Here is an 18,591-nt window from a genome sequence, read left to right on the forward strand (position 1 = left end):
GGAGATCGCGCATCAGGAGAACTGCTGCTCGATCCGGCCGAGGATGTTGGAGGCGCTGTAGTAGTCGATGCGGAAGGCGTCGATGCCCAGGTCGTGGACCCGATTGCCGGTGACGGCGGGCAGGTCCTTCCACAGGGCCTTGGCCTCGGTGGCGGCGATCTGCTCGGCGCTGTGGCCGGCGAAGAAGAGCGAGCTGTCGCCGAACGCCTTGATGACGTTCTCCTGGGAGATGTTCACGATGTCCTTGCGGCCGCCGCCCTCCTTGGTGGACTCGGCGGCCAGCGCCGCGTCGACCGGGTGCAGCTTGAAGCCGAGCGCGGTGAGCAGGCCGCCCTGGGCGGAGGCCTCGGTGAAGACCGGGATGTCGGTGTTGTTGTCGCGCAGGATGACGGCTTCCCCGGCGGGGACCTTGATCTTGGCCTTGACCTCGGCGACGCGCTGGTCGTAGCCGGCGACGACCTTGGCGGCGTTCGCCTCCAGGCCGAGCGCCTGGCCGAGCTTGGTGCTCAGCTCCTGCCAGGTCACGTTGTCGTGCCGGAACAGGATGGTCGGCGCGACGGCCTTGAGCTGGTCGTAGACCTTGGCGGTGCTGTCGGCGCCGGAGGCGCTGCCGACGATGAGGTCGGGCTTGGCCGCGATGACCTTCTCGATGTCGGCCTCGTAACCCTGGTACAGCACGGTCACGCCGGCCTTGGTGGCCGCCTCGGACCACTGCTTGAAGAAGCCGTTGGCGTCGGTGATGGGGCCGGGAGGGGTCGCCTGGGAGGACACGACGGGGGCGCCGATCGCGAGCAGCTGGCCGGTCATCGTGACGCTGGTGGACACGATGCGCTTCGGCGTGGCGGGCACCTCGGTCGTGCCGGCCTCGTGCCGCACCGTACGTGTCGGACCGCTCTGCGCCGAGGTCCCGGCGGCCTCCTCGCCGCCGGACCCGCACGCGGCGAGGCTGACGGCCGCCAGGAGCGCCGCGAGGCCGGCGCGGATGAGGGATGCCACATCAACTCCAAGTTAGGTAAACCTTATTTCAATTAGGGAAGCCTAACCTAACCGTCTGGCGAGCTCCCCGAGGGGTGGCCGGTGAAGAACGCGCTCTCTCTGGTAACACGGATCGTTATTTAACCTTCGTTGACAGCAGCGTGTGAGCACCGGGACTCTCTTGAGAGAGCGCTCTCTCGCCCTGTTCCTCAAGCATGACCCAGGAGGGTTTCCCATGGCCCCTCGCATCCGGCGGTTCGGCCTGCCGTTGCTCACCGCGTCCGTCCTCGCCCTGGCGACGGCGTGCGGCGGCGGAGGAGGCGGCGGCGACACCGCCACCGAGTCGAGCGCCAAGCCCGGAGAGAAGATCAAGCTGACGGTCGACCTGTTCGGCGACTTCGGCTTCAAACCGCTCTACGCGGAATACAAGAAGACCCACCCGAACATCGAGATCGTCGAGAACGTCACGCAGTTCAACGACCACCACAGCAACCTGGTCAAGCGGCTGGCCACGAACGCGGGCGCGGGGGACGTCGCAGCGGTCGAGGTGGGCTACATCAGCACGTTCACCGCCCAGCCGGGCAAGTTCGTGGACCTCAAGCAGTACGGGCTCGACAAGCGCCAGCCGGACTACCTCGACTGGAAGTGGCAGCAGGGCCTGAGCAAGGACGGCGCGCAGGTCCTCGGCCTCGGCACCGACGTGGGCGGCCTGGCCATGTGCTACCGCAAGGACCTGTTCAAGAAGGCCGGGCTGCCCGAGGAGCGCGAGCAGGTGTCGGCGCTCTGGCCGACGTGGGAGCAGTACATCGAGACGGGCAAGAAGTTCGCCGCGGCGAACGTGGCCGGCGCCAAGTTCGTGGACTCCCCCGGCGAGATCTTCCGCGCCATGGTCAACCAGGCGCCCGTCGGCCTGTACGACGCCCAGGACAACATCATCGTCGAGTCCAACCCCGACGTGAAGAAGGCCTGGGACCTGTCGAACCAGCTCACCGCCGGCGGCCTGACCGCCAAGCTGGCCGCCTTCTCGCCGCCGTGGAACACCGGCTTCGCCAAGGGCTCGTTCGCCACGATCATCTGCCCGGCCTGGATGACCGGCTTCATCCAGGAGCAGGCCAAGGACTCGGCCGGCAAGTGGGACATCGCGAACGTGCCCGGCGGCTCCGGCAACAGCGGCGGCTCGCACCTGATGGTGCCCAAGCAGAGCAAGCACCCCAAGGAGGCGGCCGAGCTGATCGACTTCCTCACCTCCAAGGAGAACCAGGCCAAGGTCTTCAAGGAGGAGGGCACGTTCCCGTCCATCCCGGCCCTGTACGACGACCCGTCCATCCAGAACTTCACCAAGCCGTTCTTCGGCGACGCCCCGATCGGCAAGATCTACTCCGACGCCGCCAAGGCGCTCAAGCCGCAGCACCTCGGCCCGAAGGAGGCCGACGTGCGCACGGCCATCGGCAACGGCCTCGGGCGCGTCGAGCAGGGCAAGCAGACGCCGGACGAGGCGTGGGCACAGGTGCTCGAGGACGTCAAGAAGATCAAATGAGCACCCTTCCCCTCGCGGTCACGCGACGGCGTAGGCGCAGCGTGCGGCACACCCTCGACGTGAGGGTGTCGCCGTACGCCTACGTGGCCCCGTTCTTCCTGCTGTTCTGCGCCTTCGGCCTGTTCCCGCTGGTCTACACGGCCTGGGTGAGCCTGCACGAGTGGACGCTGCTGTCCGAGACGCAGGAGTTCGTCGGGCTCGGCAACTACTCGACGCTGCTCACCGACGCGTACTTCTGGAACGCCACCTTCAACACCCTGTCCATCGGCGTGTTGTCGACCGTGCCGCAGCTCGCGCTGGCCATCTGGCTGGCGCACCTGCTCAACCGGCGGCTGCGGTTCCAGACGCTGTTCAGGATCTCCCTGCTGCTGCCGAACGTCACGAGCGTGGTCGCGGTCGTGGTGATCTTCAGCCAGCTCTTCGGCCGGGACTTCGGGCTGATCAACTGGATGCTGTCCTGGTTCGGGGTCGGCCACATCGACTGGGCGGCGGGCACGGCCACCTCGCACGTGGCGCTGTCAGTGATGATCATGTGGCGCTGGACCGGTTACAACGCGCTGATCTTCCTGGCCGCCATGCAGGCCGTCCCGCGCGAGCTGTACGAGGCCGCGACCCTGGACGGCGCGAGCAACTTCACCCAGCTCCGCCGGATCACGATCCCGATGATCCGCCCGACCATCATCTTCGTGGTCATCGTCTCCACGATCGGCGCCATGCAGATCATCGCCGAGCCCATGCTGTTCGGGCAGAGCAGCGGCGGCGGTGGCGGCATCGCCACGGGCGGCCCCGACCGCCAGTTCCAGACGCTGGCGCTGTTCGTCTACGAGCAGGGCTTCGCGAACTCGACGTTCGACTTCGGCTACGCCTCGGCGGCGTCGTGGCTGATGTTCGTGGCCGTGGTGGTCGTCGCCGGGATCAACTTCCTGATCACCCGCAAGGTGAAGGGAGGTCTGGTGTGAGACTGCGTTACCTCACCCTGACCGCGGTGGCCTTCTTCTCGGCGTTCCCGCTGTACTACAGCGTCGTGGTGGCCTCCAGGCACAACTCCGCGCTGGCCGAGGTGCCGCCCCCGCTGATCCCGGGCGGGAACTTCTTCGCCAACGTCTCCCGGGTCTTCGACACCGTGCCCTTCGGGCTCGCGCTGGCCAACTCGTTCATCGTGGCGGGGTCGATCTCGATCGCGGTGATGTTCTTCTCGACGCTGGCCGGGTTCGCCTTCGCCAAGCTGAAGTTCAGGGGCAGGAACATCATGCTCGTGATCACGGTCGCGACCATGATGGTCCCCGCGCAGCTCGGCATCATCCCGCTCTACATGCTCATGGTGAAGCTGGAGTGGACCGGCACCAACTACGCGCTGATCGTGCCGGCGCTGGTCAACGCGTTCGGCGTGTTCTTCATGACGCAGTACCTCTCGCGCGCCCTGCCCACCGAGCTGCTGGAGGCCGGGCGGGTGGACGGCTGCTCGACGTGGGGGCTGTTCTGGCACGTCGTGCTGCCGGCCGCGCGTCCGGCGGCGGCGGTGCTGGGCATGCTGACGTTCATGTCGGCCTGGAACGACTACTTCTGGCCGCTGGTCGTGCTCAACCCGGACAATCCGACCGTCCAGGTGGCGCTGTCGACCCTGGCCAGCGGGTACGTCAACGACTACGTGCTCGGCCTGGCGGGAACGGCGATCGGGACCCTGCCGCTCGTGGCCGTCTTCGCCCTGTTCGGCAAGCAAATCATCGGTGGAATCATGCAAGGAGCTGTTAAGGGATGATCTTTCCCGAGGACTTCGTCTGGGGCGCCGCCACGGCCTCGTACCAGATCGAGGGGGCGGTCAAGGAGGACGGGCGGGGCCAGTCGATCTGGGACACCTTCTCCCACACCCCCGGGAACGTGGCCGACGGCGACACCGGCGACGTGGCCTGCGATCACTATCACCGCTTCCGTGACGACATCGGGCTGATGCGCGAGCTGCGGCTGGCGGCCTACCGGTTCTCGGTGGCCTGGCCGCGCATCCAGCCGGACGGCGAGGGCTCGGTCAACCCCCGCGGCCTGGCGTTCTACGACAAGCTCGTGGATGAACTCCTGGCCGCCGGAATTTCGCCTTATGTCACGCTTTATCACTGGGATCTCCCCCAAGCCCTCGAAGACCGCGGCGGCTGGACGAACCGGGACACCGCCTACCGCTTCGCCGACTACGCCGAGGCCGTCCACGCCAGGCTCGGGGACCGCGTCGCCGACTGGGCCACGCTGAACGAGCCCTGGGTGGCCGCCTTCCTCGGCTACGGCAACGGCGTGCACGCGCCGGGCCGCCGCCGCCCGGCCGACGCCATGCGCTCGGCCCACCACCTGCTGCTCGGCCACGGGCTGGCGGCCCGGCGGCTGCGCGAGGCCGGCGCGCGGCGCATCATGCTGGTCGTCAACTCCTCCCCCGTGCTCACCCCCGCCCAGGTCAACGACCCGTCGGCGGTGCCCAGCGAGGCGGACGCGGCCGCGGTGCACCGCATCCACACGCTGCTGACCAGGCAGTTCCTCGACCCGGCCGTGTACGGGACCTACCCCGAGGAGGTGCTGGACGCGGCGGCCCGCAACGGCGGGACGGACCACATCCACGACGGCGACCTGGAGCTGATCAACGCCCCGATCGACCTGATCGGCGTCAACTACTACAACCCGTGCGTGGTGGAGTCGGGCCCCGGGCTGCCGGCCGACGCCGCCTGGCCGGGCTCGGAGAACGTCAGGTTCGCCACGGCGGACGCGCCCACGACCGCGATGGGCTGGCCCATCGTGCCGGACGGGCTGTCGAGGCTGCTCGTCCGGCTCTCCCAGGACTACCCGCAGGTCGGCCTCATGGTGACCGAGAACGGCGCGGCCTTCGACGACGTCGTGCAGGACGGCCGGGTGCACGACGACGAGCGGGTGGCGTACCTGGACGGGCATCTGCGCGAGGTGCACCGGGCCATCGAGGCGGGCGCGGACCTGCGGGGTTACCTGGTGTGGTCGCTGCTGGACAACTTCGAGTGGGCCGAGGGTTACCGGCGGCGCTTCGGCATCGTGCACGTGGACTACGCGACGCTGGAGCGCGTGCCCAAGGACAGCGCGCTGTGGTACCGGGACGTGATCGGCAGAAACGGCCTGTAGATTCTTTGACGTGCTCTCCCTCCTGGTGCAGACATGAGGCGCCCGACCCTTGAGGCGGTCGCCGCCCGCGCGGGCGTTTCGCGCGCCACCGCCTCCCGGGTGGTCAACGGGCAGACGACGGTGGCGCCGCACATCCGCGACGCCGTGCTGCGCGCGATCGACGAGCTGGGGTACGTGCCCAACTCCGCCGCGCGCAGCCTGGTCACCCAGCGCACCGACTCCGTGGCCCTGGTCGTGAGCGAGCCGGGGACGCGGGTGTTCTCCGAGGACCCGCTGTTCTCCACGGCGATCAGGTCCGCCTCGGTGGAGCTGGAGGCGATCAACAAGCAGGTCGTGCTGATGCTGGCGTCCTCGGCCAAGAGTCACGCCAGGGTGGAGCGTTACATCGCCGGCGGCCACGTCGACGGCGTGATGCTGCTGTCCATGCACGGCGCCGACCCGCTGCCGTCCGCGCTGTCGCGGCTGCGCGTGCCGGTCGTCTCCTACGGGCGGCCCGCCGTGCCGGTGGACATCCCGTTCGTCGACAACGACAACGTCGGCGGGGCCGAGGCCGGGGTGCGGCACCTGGTGGAGACGGGGCGGCGCAGGATCGCCACCATCGCCGGGCCGCAGGACATGATCGCCGGCCAGGACCGCCTGGCCGGCTACCGCAACGTGCTGCGCGACTCCGACCGCCGCTCGATCGTGGCGGTGGGCGACTTCACCCGCGAGTCGGGTGCGATCGCGATGCGCCAGCTCCTCGGCGACGATCCGGCGCTGGACGCCGTGTTCGTGGCCAACGACCTGATGGCGGTCGGCGCGTTGCAGTCGCTGCGGCAGGCCGGGCGGCGGGTGCCCGACGACGTGGCGTTGGTGGGCTTCGACGACATCGAGGCGGCGAAGTACACCGAGCCGCCGCTGACGACGCTCCGGCACCCGGTCGTCGAGCAGGCGGCGGCCATGGTCAGGCTGCTGCTCAACCTGTTCGAGGGCGGGCCGACCGATCCGATCATCCTGCCCACGGAGCTGGTGATCAGGGAGTCGGCCTAGCCCGTCGGCCCCGACCCCACCGCCGGTTCACACGCGGAAGACGCGGAGCTGGAGGGCGAGGGTGGAGTAGTAGCCGACCAGCGTGGTCAGCTCGAACAGCTCCCGCTCCCCCAGCACCGCGTACTCCTCCTCGTCCAGGTCCCCCTTCGCCACCAGGGCCCTGGCCACGCGCAGCACCGCCGCCTCGGCCGGGTCGGCGAGCGCCAGGGGCGTGCCGTCGCGCAACGCCTGGAGCTGCTCCTCGGTGAAGCCCAGCTCGCGGGCGATCGGCTCGTGGGCGGCCCGCTCGAACGCGCTGTCGTGGTGCCCGGCCACGACCAGGATCGCCAGCTCCCGCGCCCGGCCGGTGAGCGTGGAGCGGTAACGGACGGCGGCGCCCAACTCCTGGAGCGGGCCGCCGAGGGGCGGGCTGAGCAGCATCGCGTTGAACGGCCCGGTGAGCCCGCCCTCCTCGTCGACCATGAACCGGCCACGCGGCCCTGAGGTGATCTTGTCGTAGAGCGCCCGGGCCTCCGGGTCCAGCTCGTGCGGGGGCGTCCTGCGCAGGCGTGCCATCCCGCGATCGTAACCGGCCCTTCTCCGCGCCTCCGGCGAGGTGTTCTGTGGAGGCATGACGGCGATGTCCACGAAACGGCTGGAGCTGCGTCCCGCCGGGCTGCGCGATCTCGGCGCGCTCGTGCGGCACTGGAACGACCCTCAGGTCAGGCGCTACCTGTTCGACGACAGGGAGGTCGATCCCCGGCTGGCCGAGACGCTGCTGCGCGACAGCGAGGCCGACTTCGCGCGGCGCGGGTACGGCCTGTGGCAGGTCTTCCTTCAGGACGTGCTCATCGGGGTGTGCGGGCTGCGGCGGCGTGGCGAGGAGCGGGTCGAGATCCTCTACAGCCTGGATCCCGGGTACTGGGGCGCCGGGCTGGCGGCCGAGGCGGCTCAGGCGGTGCTCGCGGCGGGGAGGCGGGCCCGGCTGAAGGAGGTCCTCATCGAGACCGACGACGGCAACGTGACCTCCCAGCGGCTGGCCGAGCGGCTCGGAGCGGTGTTCGAGGGGGCGGAGGGAGGGCTGCGGCGATACGTGGTGACGTTGACGCCGTGAACGGCTGATCACGCTCTCGCGACCGGTTGGCGAACGGGCGCTCGTAGCAGGTGGGCCCTCCCCCCACGCCGGCAGCCGGGCGGCGATGTCCGAGCCGCCGCCCGGCGGACACGGCGTAGGGGTGGTCCGAGGTACTGCGCCGGGTCGTCAGCTCTCCGGGGAAAGCCAGGCCGTGGTGTCGGACGGCAGCAGGCCGTCCACGACCGGCCCGCTGGCCAGCAGGACCTTGCCCGGCGGCAGCGGGACCGCGTCCGGGCCCAGGTTCGTGACGCAGGTCAGGCCGGAGTCGCGGGTGAAGGCCAGCACCTGCTCGCCCAGCGGCAGCCAGGTCAGCGTGCCGTCCCCGAGCAGCCGCCGCCGGATGCCCAGCGCCGTGCGGTAGAGGTTCAGCATCGACCCCAGGTCCGTACGCTGCGCCTCGGCCGTCAGCTTGCGCCAGCCCTCCGGCTGCGGCAGCCACGGCGTGCCCGTGCCGAAGCCGAACGGCGGCTCGTCGCCCGACCACGGCAGCGGGATGCGGCAGCCGTCGCGGCCCGGGTTCGTGCCGCCGGAGCGGGCGTACATCGGGTCCTGGCGCACCTCGTCCGGCAGGTCCTCCACCTCCGGCAGGCCCAGCTCCTCGCCCTGGTAGACGTAGACGGAGCCGGGCAGCGCCATGGCCAGCAGCGCCGCGGCGCGGGCCCGGCGGTAGCCCAGCTCCAGGTCCGTCGGGGTGCCGTGCAGGGCGCCGCCGTGGGCGAAGGAGGTGTCGGCGCGGCCGTACCGGGTGACGGGCCTGGTCACGTCGTGGTTGGACAGCACCCACGTCGGCGGGGCGCCGATGGGGGTGTGCGTGGCCAGCGTCAGCTCGATCGACCTGCGCAGGTCGGCGGGATCCCAGGCGCAGGACAGGAAGTCGAAGTTGAAGGCCGTGTGCAGCTCGTCGGGGCGCAGGTACCGGGCGAAACGCTCCTGGTCGGGGAGCCAGACCTCCCCGATCAGGATGCGCTCGTCGTACTCGTCGGCCACCTCGCGCCACCGGCGGTAGACGTCGTGGACCTCGTCGAGGTCTTCGTAGGCGGTGTCTGACTTGATCAGCAGTGCGGCGGAGTCGATGCGCACGCCGTCCACGCCCCGGTCGAACCAGAAGCGCAGCACGTCCTCGAACTCCTGGTGGACCTCCGGGTTGTTCCAGTTGAAGTCCGGCTGCTCCGGGGCGAACAGGTGCAGGTACCACTGCCCGTCGGGCACCTGCGTCCAGGCCGAGCCGCCGAAGATGGACTGCCAGTCGTTCAGCGGCTCGTCGGCGAACCAGAACCGGTCGCGGGCCGCCGGGTTCGCCAGCGCCTCCTTGAACCAGGCGCTCTCGGTGGAGCTGTGGTTCGGCACGACGTCGATGATGACCTTGATGTCGAGCTGGTGCGCCTCCTCGATGAACCGCTCGGCCTCTTCCAGCGTCCCGAAGACCGGCTCGATGTCGCGGTAGTCGGCCACGTCGTAGCCGCCGTCGGCCATCGGCGACGGATACCACGGGTTGAGCCAGATGGCGTCGATCCCCAGATCCTTCAAGTACGGCAGGCGGAAGCGCAGGCCGGCGAGATCGCCGGCGCCGTCGCCGTTCCCGTCGGCGAAACTACGCAGGTAGACCTGGTAGATCGCGGCCCCCCGCCACCACGTTTGCGACATGCGCTCATCCCTTGATGCTTCCGGCGGTGAGTCCCGCCATGATGTGCCGTTGAAAGATGAAGAAAACAATGATCATGGGGATGCTGGTGATCAGCAGGCCGCCCATGACCTGGTTCTGGGTGACGGCCCCGGCCGTCTGCGACAGGCCCACGCTGATCGTCATCTTGTCGCTGTCGGTCATGACGAGCAGCGGCCAGACGAAGTCCTTGAACGAGGTGACGATCGTGAAGATCGACACCACGCCCAGGATGGGCCGGGAGATGGGCAGGACCACCGAACGCAGGATCCGCACCGCGCCCGCCCCGTCGATCTGCGCGGCCTCGATCAGTTCACGGGGAATCGAGTCGAAGAAACGCTTGAGCAGGAAGATGTTGAACCCGTTGGCCGCCGCGGGCAGCCACAGCGCCCACGGGTTGTTGAGCAGGCCCAGGTCCACGACCGTCACGTACAGCGGGATGAGCACGACCATCGCCGGGATCATCAGCGTGGCCAGCATCATGCCGAGGATGACGTTGCCGAACATCGGCCGCAGCTTCGACAGCGCGTACGCCGCCGACACGTCCACGGCCATGCACACGATCCAGCCGCCCAGCGAGTAGTAGCCGGTGTTCAGCAGCAGCGTGCCGATGTCGAACAGGTCCCACGCCTCGAAGAAGGCGTCCGGCGTCGGATCGGCCGGGAAGAACGTGGGCGGCATCTGCGCCAGCTCCTCCGGCGTCTTCAGCGCGCCGGTGACCATCCAGTAGAGCGGGAAGACGAACGCCGTCGTGAACAGCACGAGCACCGCTGTCAGCACGAGCCAGTAGATGCGCCGGCCCCACCTGCTGTTGAGCTGGTGCGGCGAGACGATCGTACGGAACTGCACCTCGATCGGCCTCGGCGACCGCTTCCTGCCCCGCTTGCCCCGGGGCGTCGCCTGGGCTCCGACGGAGATCACGCCTTGTCCTCCCTCGTCAGGCGGAGCTGGAAGGCGGCGAACACGAGCAGCACGATCATCAGCATCATGCCGAGCGCCCCCGCCGAGCCGTAGTCCTGCAGGGTGAACGCGTTCTGGAACATCAGGTACGCGACCGTGACGGTGGAGTTCTCCGGGCCGCCGCCGGTCAGCATGTACGGCTCGATGAACACCTGCATGGTGGCCACGATCTGCAGCATCAGCATGAGCAGCAGGATCAGCCGCGTCTGCGGGATGGTGACGTGCCTGATGCGCTTCCAGATGCCGGCCCCGTCGAGCTCCGCGGCCTCGTACAGCTCCGGCGGGATGTTCTGCAGCGCGGCCAGGTAGATCAGCGTCGCGCTGCCCATGTTCATCCAGGTCGAGACGATGACCAGGGAGATCAGCGCGGTCGAGGAGCTGTCCAGCCAGGCCAGCGGCGGCAGGCCGAACACGTCGAGCACCTGGTTGAACAGCCCGGGCCCCGGGTCGTAGAACCACCTGAACAGCAGCACCGCCACGATCGGCGGCAGCATGACCGGCAGGTAGACCACGAACCGCAGGTAGGCCCGGGCGTGGCGCAGCTCGTTCAGCACGAGCGCGACGACGAACGGCACGGCATAGCCGCACACCAGTGCGAGGAACGTGAACTCCAGCGTGTTCAGCCACGCCTCACCGAAGGCCGGGTCCTGGAACGCCGTCACGAAATTGTCCAGGCCCACCCAGATCGGCTCGTTGATCAGGTCGGTCTTCTGGAAGCTCAGAATGAACTCCCTGACCATCGGATACCAGGCGAACACCGTGAAACACGCCAGCGCCGCGCACAAGAACCCGTAGGCCGTCAGATTGCGCCTCAAGATCTGCATAGGGTCAGCCCTTGGCCGCCAGCACCGAGTTGGCCTTCGTCTCCGCGTCGGCGAGGAGCTGGTCGATGCTGGCGTCCTTGCGGCTCAGCACGCCCGACATGGCCACGTCGAGGATCGCGTACAGCTCCTGGGCGTGCAGCGGCTCGGCCTTCGGCGGGATCGTGCCGGCGGCCTGGACGTAGGTCTCGTAGTTCGAGACCGGCAGCGAGGCGTTCTTCACCCGGTCGGCCTGGATGGCCTGGCCGGTGGGCGAGTCGCCGTAGACGGCGTTGTCCGGGACGCCGACGGGGTTGCCGAGGCTCTTGCCGCGGGCGAAGTCGAAGCGGCCCTTGCCGACCGTGTTGAAGCGGAAGTCGATCCACTCCAGCGCGGCCTTGGCCTCCTCGGGCGTGGCCTTCGGGTTGATCATGAACGCCTCGCCGCCGCTCAGCGACGCCTTGGCCTCGGGGAAGCCGGTGATGCCGTAGTCGGCGACGTTGCCCTTGAACTTGTTGACCACGTCGGTGACCACGTCGGGCGCGCCGAGCATCATGCCGACCTTGCCGCTGCCCATGGCGACCATCAGCGACTCCCAGCCGACCAGGAGCTTGGTGCCCATGCTGTTGTCCACCCAGCGCATGTCGTGCAGGGTCTGCAGCACGGCCTTGCCCTCGGGCGAGTTGAACGCGGCCTTCTTGTTGTCGGGGGTCAGGATGTCGCCGCCGCGGCCGTAGATGGCCTGGGTGAAGTGCCAGCCGCCGGTGTTGCCGCCGGAGTACTCGCCGTAGCCGACGTAGCCGGGGCCGAGCCCGGCGATCTTCTTCGCCGCCTCGCGGACCTCGGCCCACGTCTTGGGCGGGGCGTCGGGGTTCAGCCCGGCCTTGGTGAACAGGGCGCGGTTGTAGACCAGGCCGACGCTGTAGTGCACGTTCGGGACGCCGTAGACCTTGCCGTCCTTGGTGACCAGCTCCTTGTGGTCGGGGCGCAGGTCGTTCCAGTTCTTGATCGCGCTGGTGTACGGGGTGATGTCGAGGGCCTGGCCCTTGGAGATCACGTCGTTGTAGTTCGTCACGGGCACCACGAACGCCGTCTCCATCTGGCCGCCCGCCAGCTTGGGGCCGAACGTCTTGGGGTCGAAGCACGGCTGCTGGTCCGTGCTCTTGACCGTCACGCCGGGGTGCGCCTTCATGAACGTGGCCACGTCATCGTCCCAGGCCTGCCGTTCCTTCGGCGCGGACTTGGCGGGCTGGCAGGCCACCGTGATCGACACGGCCTTGGCGCCGCCGGCGGTGGGCGTGGCGGGCTCGCTCCCTGAACCGCAGGCGGCGGTGGACAGGGCTAGCGCGGATACGAGCAAGAGTCCGGTGGATCTCTGCATGGTCTGACCCTTCTGATGCGAGGTGCCCACACCATAGGATCCGTGACGTATGTTCGCAAGATTTCGACTTCATATTGCAAGATAACGACTGCGTTACGCCGAGAGGGAAGGGCCGCTCGTGGCGCCGTCCGGGGTCAGGCGACCTTCGGGGGCGGGGTGGCGACGGGCTCGCCACCCAACGGAACCCCGGCGCTCGAGGCGGTCACCGGCGGGCTCCCGCCACCGGCATGCGGGACGGCGAGCGCGCCCCACACCTGCGCAACGCTGCGCAACGCGGGGCGCACGGCGGGCGGCGGACGGCGGCGGCATGGCGCCCGGCGGCACCGGTCGGGCCACGTGCCGCCACGCCGGGCCAGGCGCCGCACACCTTGCGCCGATCGCCGCAGCGCACCATCCCGCCGACCTGGGCGCCCATCGTTCGGCCGGCGCCGTGCCGTGCTGTGCCGTGCTGTGCCGTGCTGTGCCGTGCTGTGCCGTGCTGTGCCGTGCTGTGCCGTGCTGTGCCGTGCTGTGCCGTGACCAGGTGGGGTAACGCCTTCGCCCGCCAGCGGGCCCGCACCCCGTGCAAGTCCCACGGCCGCGTGGTGCCCAGGGTCAGGGGCGGGCGCGGGTGGTGGAGGCGCGGACGACGAGTTCCGGTTCGAACAGGAGCTCGTCCGCCGGCACGACCGCCTTGTCGATCTGGGCAACCAGCAGGTCCACCGCCGCCCGGCCCATCGCGTCGATGGGCTGGCGGACCGTGGTGAGCGGCGGCTCCGTGCAGTTCATCAGGGCCGAGTCGTCGAAGCCGATGACCGAGATGTCTGCCGGGACGGCGAGGCCGGCGCGGCGGGCGGCGCGTACGGTGCCCAGGGCGAGCAGGTCGCTGGCGCAGATGACGCCCGTGACGCCCCGCTTGACCAGGCGGGCGGCGGCGGCGTGCCCGCCTTCCAGGGAGAACATCGTGTGCTCCACCAGCTCGGTGTCCCCGCCCGAGGCCTGGAAAGTCTCGAGCTTGCGCCGCGACGGCATGTGGTCCTTGGGCCCGAGCACCATGCCGATCCGCTCGTGGCCGAGCGCGCGCAGGTGGGCGACGGCCATCTCGGCGGCCACCACGTCGTCGCACGACACCTGCGGGAAGTCCAGGTGCTGGACCGCGGCGTTGACCAGGACCGTGGGGAGTTTGCGCTCGTGCAGCAGCTCGTAGTGGCCGTGGGAGGCGTCGGCCTGGGCGTACAGGCCGCCGGCGAAGACCACGCCGCTGACCTGCTGCTGGAGCAGGAGGTCGACGTAGTCGGCCTCGGAGACGCCGCCGACCGTGCGGGTGCACAGCACGGAGGTGAAGCCCTGCTGGGCCAGCGCGCCGCCGACCACTTCCGCGAAGGCGGGGAAGATCGGGTTCTGCAGCTCCGGGAGGACGAGGCCGACCAGCCGGGCGCGGTCGCCGCGGAGCTGGGTGGGCCGTTCGTAGCCGAGCACGTCGAGCGCCGTCAGCACGGCCTCGCGGGTCGCGTCGGACACCCCGGGCTTGCCGTTGAGCACGCGGCTCACGGTCGCCTCGCTCACCCCGACCTTCTTGGCCACCTCTGCGAGTCGTCGCGTCATGCGCAAACTATACGGCCTTCCACGCAAGCGCTTGCAACGGCTTACGTCCATCGAACGTCGTGGCTTGCACCGCGTCCACACCGGGCTTCCTGCCGGTTACCGGCCTCTGACCAGCGACAGGAGACGACGGCACACGCTCAGAGTCAGTCAACTGTTTGCGAAATGCAGTCGAAATATTGCGGCCATCTGCGCGACATCTTATGGTTCGGCCATCCGCCTTACCCGAAGGGCCACCCCCATGAGAGCACTGTTAGCCGCCCTTGCGTTACTCATCGGATTCCTCGCCGCGCCGCCCGCGCACGCCGCGGCCGACACCAACCTCGCCGCCGGCAAGGCCGCGACCGCCAGCAGCTTCGCCGACGTCTACCGCGCCGCCAACGTCACCGACGGCAACCAGGCCACCTACTGGGAATCGGCCAGCAACGCCTTCCCGCAGTGGATCCAGGTCGACCTCGGCGCCGCCGCGAGCGTGACCAGGGTGGTGCTCAAGCTGCCCGCCGGCTGGCCCGGCCGCACCCAGACGCTGAGCGTCCAGGGCAGCACGAACGGCTCCAGCTTCACCACCATCGCCGCCCCGGCCACCCACACCATCAGCCCGGCCGCCACCATCACCCTGCCCGCAGGCACCACCGCGCGCCACGTCCGCGTGCACATCACGGCCAACTCCGGCTGGCCCGCCGGCCAGCTCTCGGAGCTGGAAGTCTGGGGCAGCGCCCAGGACGATCCCGGCCCCGGCCCCGGCGGCCCCAACCTGGCCCTCGGCAAGACCATGACCGAGTCCGGCCACACCCACACCTACGCCGCCGCCAACGCCAACGACGACAACCTGCAGACGTACTGGGAGGGCGCCGCCTACCCGGCCACCCTGACCGCCCAGCTCGGCGCCAACGCCGACCTGTCGTCCGTCGTGGTCAGGCTCAACCCCGACGGCGCCTGGGGCCGCCGCACCCAGACCCTCCAGGTCCTCGGCCGCGAGCAGTCCGCCGGCTCCTTCACCACCCTGGTCGCCCAGGCCACCTACACGTTCGACCCGGCCACGGGCAACACCGTGACCATCCCGGTCACCGGCAGGGCCGCCGACGTGCGGCTGCAGTTCACCGCCAACTCCGGCGCCCCCAGCGGGCAGGTCGCCGAGTTCCAGATCTTCGGCACCCCCGCGCCCAACCCCGACCTGACCGTGTCGGGCCTGACCTCCTCACCGGCGGCCCCGGTCGAGACCGACGCGGTGACGCTGTCGGCCACGGTCAGGAACGCCGGCACCGCCGCCTCCGCCGCCACCTCGGTCAACTTCTACGCGGGCACCACCAAGGTGGGCAGCGCCGGCGTGGGCGCGCTGGCCGCCGGGGCGTCCGCCACCGTGTCGGCGAACATCGGGGCCAGGGACGCGGGCACGTACCAGCTCTCGGCCAAGGTGGACGAGAGCGGCCAGGTCGCCGAGCAGAACGAGGCCAACAACAGCACGACCGGCACGCTCACCGTGAGGCCCGTCGACACGGCCGACCTGATCGCCTCCCCCGTCGCCTGGACGCCGGGCAACCCGGCCGCGGGCGCCCCGGTGACGTTCTCCGTCGCGATCAGGAACCAGGGCACCGTGGCCTCCAGCGGCGGCGCGCACGGCATCACGCTGACCGTCACCGACGACTCCGGCGCCGTCGTCAGGACGCTGACCGGCTCCACCAGCGGCGCGATCGCCGCCGGGGCCACCACGAGCCCGGTGACCCTGGGCACGTGGACGGCGGCCAACGGCAAGTACACGGTCAGGACGGTGCTCGCCGACGACGCCAACGAGCTGCCGGTCAAGCGGGCCAACAACACCAGCACGCTGCCGCTGTTCGTGGGTCGCGGCGCGAACATGCCGTACGACACCTACGAGGCCGAGGACGCCACCATCGGCGGCGGCGCGGCCCGCGTCGGCCCCAGCAGGGACATCGGCACGATCGCCGGCGAGGCGTCGGGACGGCGCGCGGTCACGCTCAACCAGACCGGCGCGTACGTCGAGTTCACCACCAGGGCCGACACCAACACCCTGGTCACCCGCTTCTCGATGCCGGACGCGCCGGGCGGCGGCGGGCTCAACTCGACGCTGAACGTCTACGTCAACGGCTCCTTCCTCAAGGCCGTCAACCTGACCTCGCGCTACGCCTGGCTGTACGGCCCGGAGGCGAGCCCGAACAACAACCCCGGCTCCGGCCCGCCCAGGCACATCTACGACGAGGCGAACCTGCTGCTCGGCACCACCGTCCCGAAGGGCAGCAAGATCAGGCTGCAGAAGGACGCGGCCAACTCGCTGAACTACGCGATCGACTTCGTGGACTTCGAGCTGGCCACCCAGGTCGCGAACCCGGACCCGGCGAAGTACGCCGTACCGGCCGGGTTCACCCATCAGGACGTGCAGAACGCGCTGGACAAGGCCCGCATGGACGCCAACCTGACCGGCGTCTACCTGCCGCCCGGCGACTACCAGACCAACGGCAAGTTCCAGGTGTACGGCAAGACGGTCAAGGTCGTCGGGGCGGGCCCGTGGTTCACCAGGTTCCACGCGCCGTCCGGCCAGTCGAACACCGACATCGGCTTCCGCGCCGAGGCCACGGCCAACGGCTCGACGTTCGCGGGCTTCGCCTACTTCGGCAACTACGTCGAGCGCATCGACGGTCCGGGCAAGGTGTTCGACTTCAACAACGTGTCCGGCATGACGATCGACGACGTCTGGATCGAGCACCAGATCTGCATGTTGTGGGGCTCCAACACGGACAACCTGACGATCAGGAACGCGCGGATCCGCAACGTGTTCGCCGACGGCCTGAACATGACCAACGGCAGCACCGGCAACCACGTCACCAACATCGAGACCAGGTCCACGGGCGACGACAGCTTCGCGCTGTTCTCGGCCATCGACAACAACTCGGGCGAGCAGTTCGGCAACGTCTACGAGAACCTGACCTCGCTGCTGACCTGGCGGGCCGCGGGCCTGGCCGTGTACGGCGGCTACGGCAACACCTTCAGGAACATCTACGTGGCCGACACCCTGGTGTACTCGGGCGTCACGATCAGCTCGCTGGACTTCGGGATCCCGATGCACGGCTTCGGCGCCAGCCCGCCCACGACCTTCGACAACATCTCGCTGGTCCGGGCCGGCGGGCACTTCTGGGGGCAGCAGACGTTCCCGGCGATGTGGCTGTTCTCCTCCTCGAAGGTGTTCCAGGGAATCCGGGTCAGCAATCTGGACATCGTGGACCCGACGTACAGCGGGATCATGTTCCAGACCGGCTACTCGAACCCCTCGACGCCGCTGAACCCGATCAAGGACACGGTCTTCACGAACGTGTCGATCAGCGGGGCGCAGAAGAGCGGTGACGCCTTCGACGCCAAGTCAGGGTTCGGCATCTGGGTGAACGAGCTGCCCGAGCCCGGCCAGGGCCCGGCGATCGGCTCGGCCACCTTCAACAACCTGCGGTTCAGCAACAACCATCAGAACGTCAAGAACACGACCTCGACGTTCACGCTGAACATCAACTAGAGCTCGGCCCTGGTGGGCAACCCCTGCCAGTCGCTCACGCTGGTCACCGCGGCGGCGCTCAGCAGCGCCCCGCGGTGCAGGCGTTCCTGGGGAAGGAGACCGTCGAGCGCGGCGCTGATGTACCCGGCCGCGAACGCCTCCCCCGCTCCCGCGGTGTCCACCACGGGGACCTCCCAGCCCTGCACGTCGTAGCGCATGCGGTCGGCCCGCACGCTGGCGCCCTTCGCCCCGCGGTCCACCACGACCTCCCGCTCGGGGGTGAGGGCGGGCTTGACCAGGTCGAGCTCGTCCTGGCGGAGGAAGAGCAGGTGCGCCTGGCAGGCCAGCTCGCCGAGCACCTCCTCGGCCTCGCGCACCGAGGGCCACAGCTCGGGGACGTACTCGACGGAGAACGAGATCGCCACCTCGGCGTTCCTGGCAGCGGTGATGGCGGCGCGCACGGCGTCCTGCGCGTCCCGGCCCAGGGCTGCCGTGAGACCGGTGACGTGCAGCATCCGGGAGGCAGCGATCCGGTCGATGGGCACGTTGCCCGGCGCGAGCAGCGCGCCGGCGGAGCCGGCGCGGTAGTGCGTCACGGCGAGCTCGCGGCCGACGCGCGACTCCCGCAGGAGCAGCCCCGTGCGGGCGCCCTCGGCCACGCGCATGTCCGCCACGTCCACGCCCTCGCCCCGCAGGACGGTCAGGGCCCTGGCGCCCAGCTCGTCATCGGCCACCTTGCCCAGGTACGCGCAGCGGTGCCCGAGCCGGGCCAGGGCGATGGCCAGCGTGAACTCGGGCCCGCAGACGTCCAGCCTGGCCTCGTTCTCGTGGCGGACCCGGCCGCTGGAGACCACCCCCAGCGGCTCGCCCAGCGTGTAGACGTCCGTCATGCGCCAGACTGTAGCCGGTCAAGTCAACCCAAAACCGAT

At 69.6% G+C, this 18,591-nt stretch carries 15 protein-coding genes; 7 read left to right on the forward strand and 8 right to left on the reverse strand.

Going from position 1 to position 18,591, the window contains the following annotated elements:
• Positions 1-12: 12 nt before the first annotated feature.
• The gene (gene fepB / locus ACBJ32_RS20205) at positions 13-996 is read right to left on the reverse strand and encodes a Fe2+-enterobactin ABC transporter substrate-binding protein (RefSeq protein WP_375128011.1); all 984 of its coding nucleotides are present in this window, start codon (positions 994-996) and stop codon (positions 13-15) included.
• Between the two features lie 214 nt (positions 997-1,210).
• Here fepB and ACBJ32_RS20210 point away from each other — a divergent pair, with 214 nt between their 5' ends.
• Genes ACBJ32_RS20210 through ACBJ32_RS20230 form a run of 5 tightly spaced genes read left to right on the forward strand, consistent with a single transcriptional unit; the run spans position 1,211 to position 6,667 of the window.
• Positions 1,211-2,512 carry an extracellular solute-binding protein gene (locus ACBJ32_RS20210; RefSeq protein ID WP_375128012.1) on the forward strand — a complete coding sequence of 434 codons (1,302 nt, stop codon included), beginning with the start codon at positions 1,211-1,213 and terminating at the stop codon, positions 2,510-2,512.
• Positions 2,509-3,471, forward strand: a complete 963-nt coding sequence (locus tag ACBJ32_RS20215; RefSeq protein ID WP_375128013.1) for a carbohydrate ABC transporter permease — start codon at positions 2,509-2,511, stop codon at positions 3,469-3,471. The genes ACBJ32_RS20210 and ACBJ32_RS20215 overlap by 4 nt, the downstream gene beginning before the upstream one ends.
• Positions 3,468-4,271, forward strand: a complete 804-nt coding sequence (locus ACBJ32_RS20220) for a carbohydrate ABC transporter permease (protein WP_357875941.1) — start codon at positions 3,468-3,470, stop codon at positions 4,269-4,271. Before ACBJ32_RS20215 ends, ACBJ32_RS20220 begins: the two co-directional genes overlap by 4 nt.
• Positions 4,268-5,638 (forward strand): GH1 family beta-glucosidase, encoded by a 1,371-nt coding sequence (locus ACBJ32_RS20225; RefSeq protein ID WP_357875943.1) that lies wholly within the window; start codon positions 4,268-4,270, stop codon positions 5,636-5,638. Before ACBJ32_RS20220 ends, ACBJ32_RS20225 begins: the two co-directional genes overlap by 4 nt.
• Before the next feature lie 33 nt (positions 5,639-5,671).
• Positions 5,672-6,667, forward strand: coding sequence for a LacI family DNA-binding transcriptional regulator (locus tag ACBJ32_RS20230; RefSeq protein ID WP_375128014.1), 996 nt, complete (start codon positions 5,672-5,674; stop codon positions 6,665-6,667).
• A 27-nt stretch (positions 6,668-6,694) separates the two neighbouring features.
• On the opposite strand, the gene ACBJ32_RS20235 is transcribed toward ACBJ32_RS20230, so the two are convergent.
• Positions 6,695-7,222, reverse strand: a complete 528-nt coding sequence (locus ACBJ32_RS20235; RefSeq protein ID WP_375128015.1) for a carboxymuconolactone decarboxylase family protein — start codon at positions 7,220-7,222, stop codon at positions 6,695-6,697.
• A 64-nt stretch (positions 7,223-7,286) separates the two neighbouring features.
• On the opposite strand from ACBJ32_RS20235, the gene ACBJ32_RS20240 reads away from it, so the two are divergent.
• Complete coding sequence (locus tag ACBJ32_RS20240; RefSeq protein ID WP_375128016.1) at positions 7,287-7,760, forward strand: GNAT family N-acetyltransferase; 474 nt, start codon at positions 7,287-7,289, stop codon at positions 7,758-7,760.
• 147 nt (positions 7,761-7,907) lie between these two features.
• Here the strand turns inward: ACBJ32_RS20240 and ACBJ32_RS20245 are convergent, their stop codons facing one another.
• The 5 genes from ACBJ32_RS20245 to ACBJ32_RS20265 all read right to left on the reverse strand — a co-directional run bounded on the left by ACBJ32_RS20245 (position 7,908) and on the right by ACBJ32_RS20265 (position 14,166).
• Complete coding sequence (locus tag ACBJ32_RS20245) at positions 7,908-9,425, reverse strand: glycoside hydrolase family 13 protein (protein WP_375128017.1); 1,518 nt, start codon at positions 9,423-9,425, stop codon at positions 7,908-7,910.
• Positions 9,426-9,429: 4 nt separating this feature from the next.
• Positions 9,430-10,362 carry a carbohydrate ABC transporter permease gene (locus ACBJ32_RS20250; protein ID WP_375128019.1) on the reverse strand — a complete coding sequence of 311 codons (933 nt, stop codon included), beginning with the start codon at positions 10,360-10,362 and terminating at the stop codon, positions 9,430-9,432.
• Positions 10,359-11,225: a sugar ABC transporter permease gene (locus tag ACBJ32_RS20255; protein WP_357875955.1), complete on the reverse strand. Its 867-nt coding sequence runs from the start codon at positions 11,223-11,225 to the stop codon at positions 10,359-10,361. Before ACBJ32_RS20255 ends, ACBJ32_RS20250 begins: the two co-directional genes overlap by 4 nt.
• Positions 11,226-11,229: 4 nt before the next feature.
• A complete protein-coding gene (locus tag ACBJ32_RS20260; RefSeq protein ID WP_375128020.1) occupies positions 11,230-12,582 on the reverse strand; it encodes an ABC transporter substrate-binding protein in 1,353 nt (450 codons plus the stop codon).
• A gap of 594 nt (positions 12,583-13,176) precedes the next feature.
• Positions 13,177-14,166: a LacI family DNA-binding transcriptional regulator gene (locus ACBJ32_RS20265; RefSeq protein WP_375128021.1), complete on the reverse strand. Its 990-nt coding sequence runs from the start codon at positions 14,164-14,166 to the stop codon at positions 13,177-13,179.
• Positions 14,167-14,404: 238 nt separating this feature from the next.
• On the opposite strand from ACBJ32_RS20265, the gene ACBJ32_RS20270 reads away from it, so the two are divergent.
• Complete coding sequence (locus ACBJ32_RS20270; RefSeq protein WP_375128022.1) at positions 14,405-17,683, forward strand: discoidin domain-containing protein; 3,279 nt, start codon at positions 14,405-14,407, stop codon at positions 17,681-17,683.
• Here the strand turns inward: ACBJ32_RS20270 and ACBJ32_RS20275 are convergent.
• Positions 17,680-18,552 carry a sugar kinase gene (locus ACBJ32_RS20275; RefSeq protein ID WP_375128023.1) on the reverse strand — a complete coding sequence of 291 codons (873 nt, stop codon included), beginning with the start codon at positions 18,550-18,552 and terminating at the stop codon, positions 17,680-17,682. The genes ACBJ32_RS20270 and ACBJ32_RS20275 overlap by 4 nt on opposite strands.
• Positions 18,553-18,591: the final 39 nt, after the last annotated feature.

Source organism: Nonomuraea sp. GTA35, assembly GCF_041950525.1.
In the GTDB taxonomy this organism is placed as follows: domain Bacteria; phylum Actinomycetota; class Actinomycetes; order Streptosporangiales; family Streptosporangiaceae; genus Nonomuraea.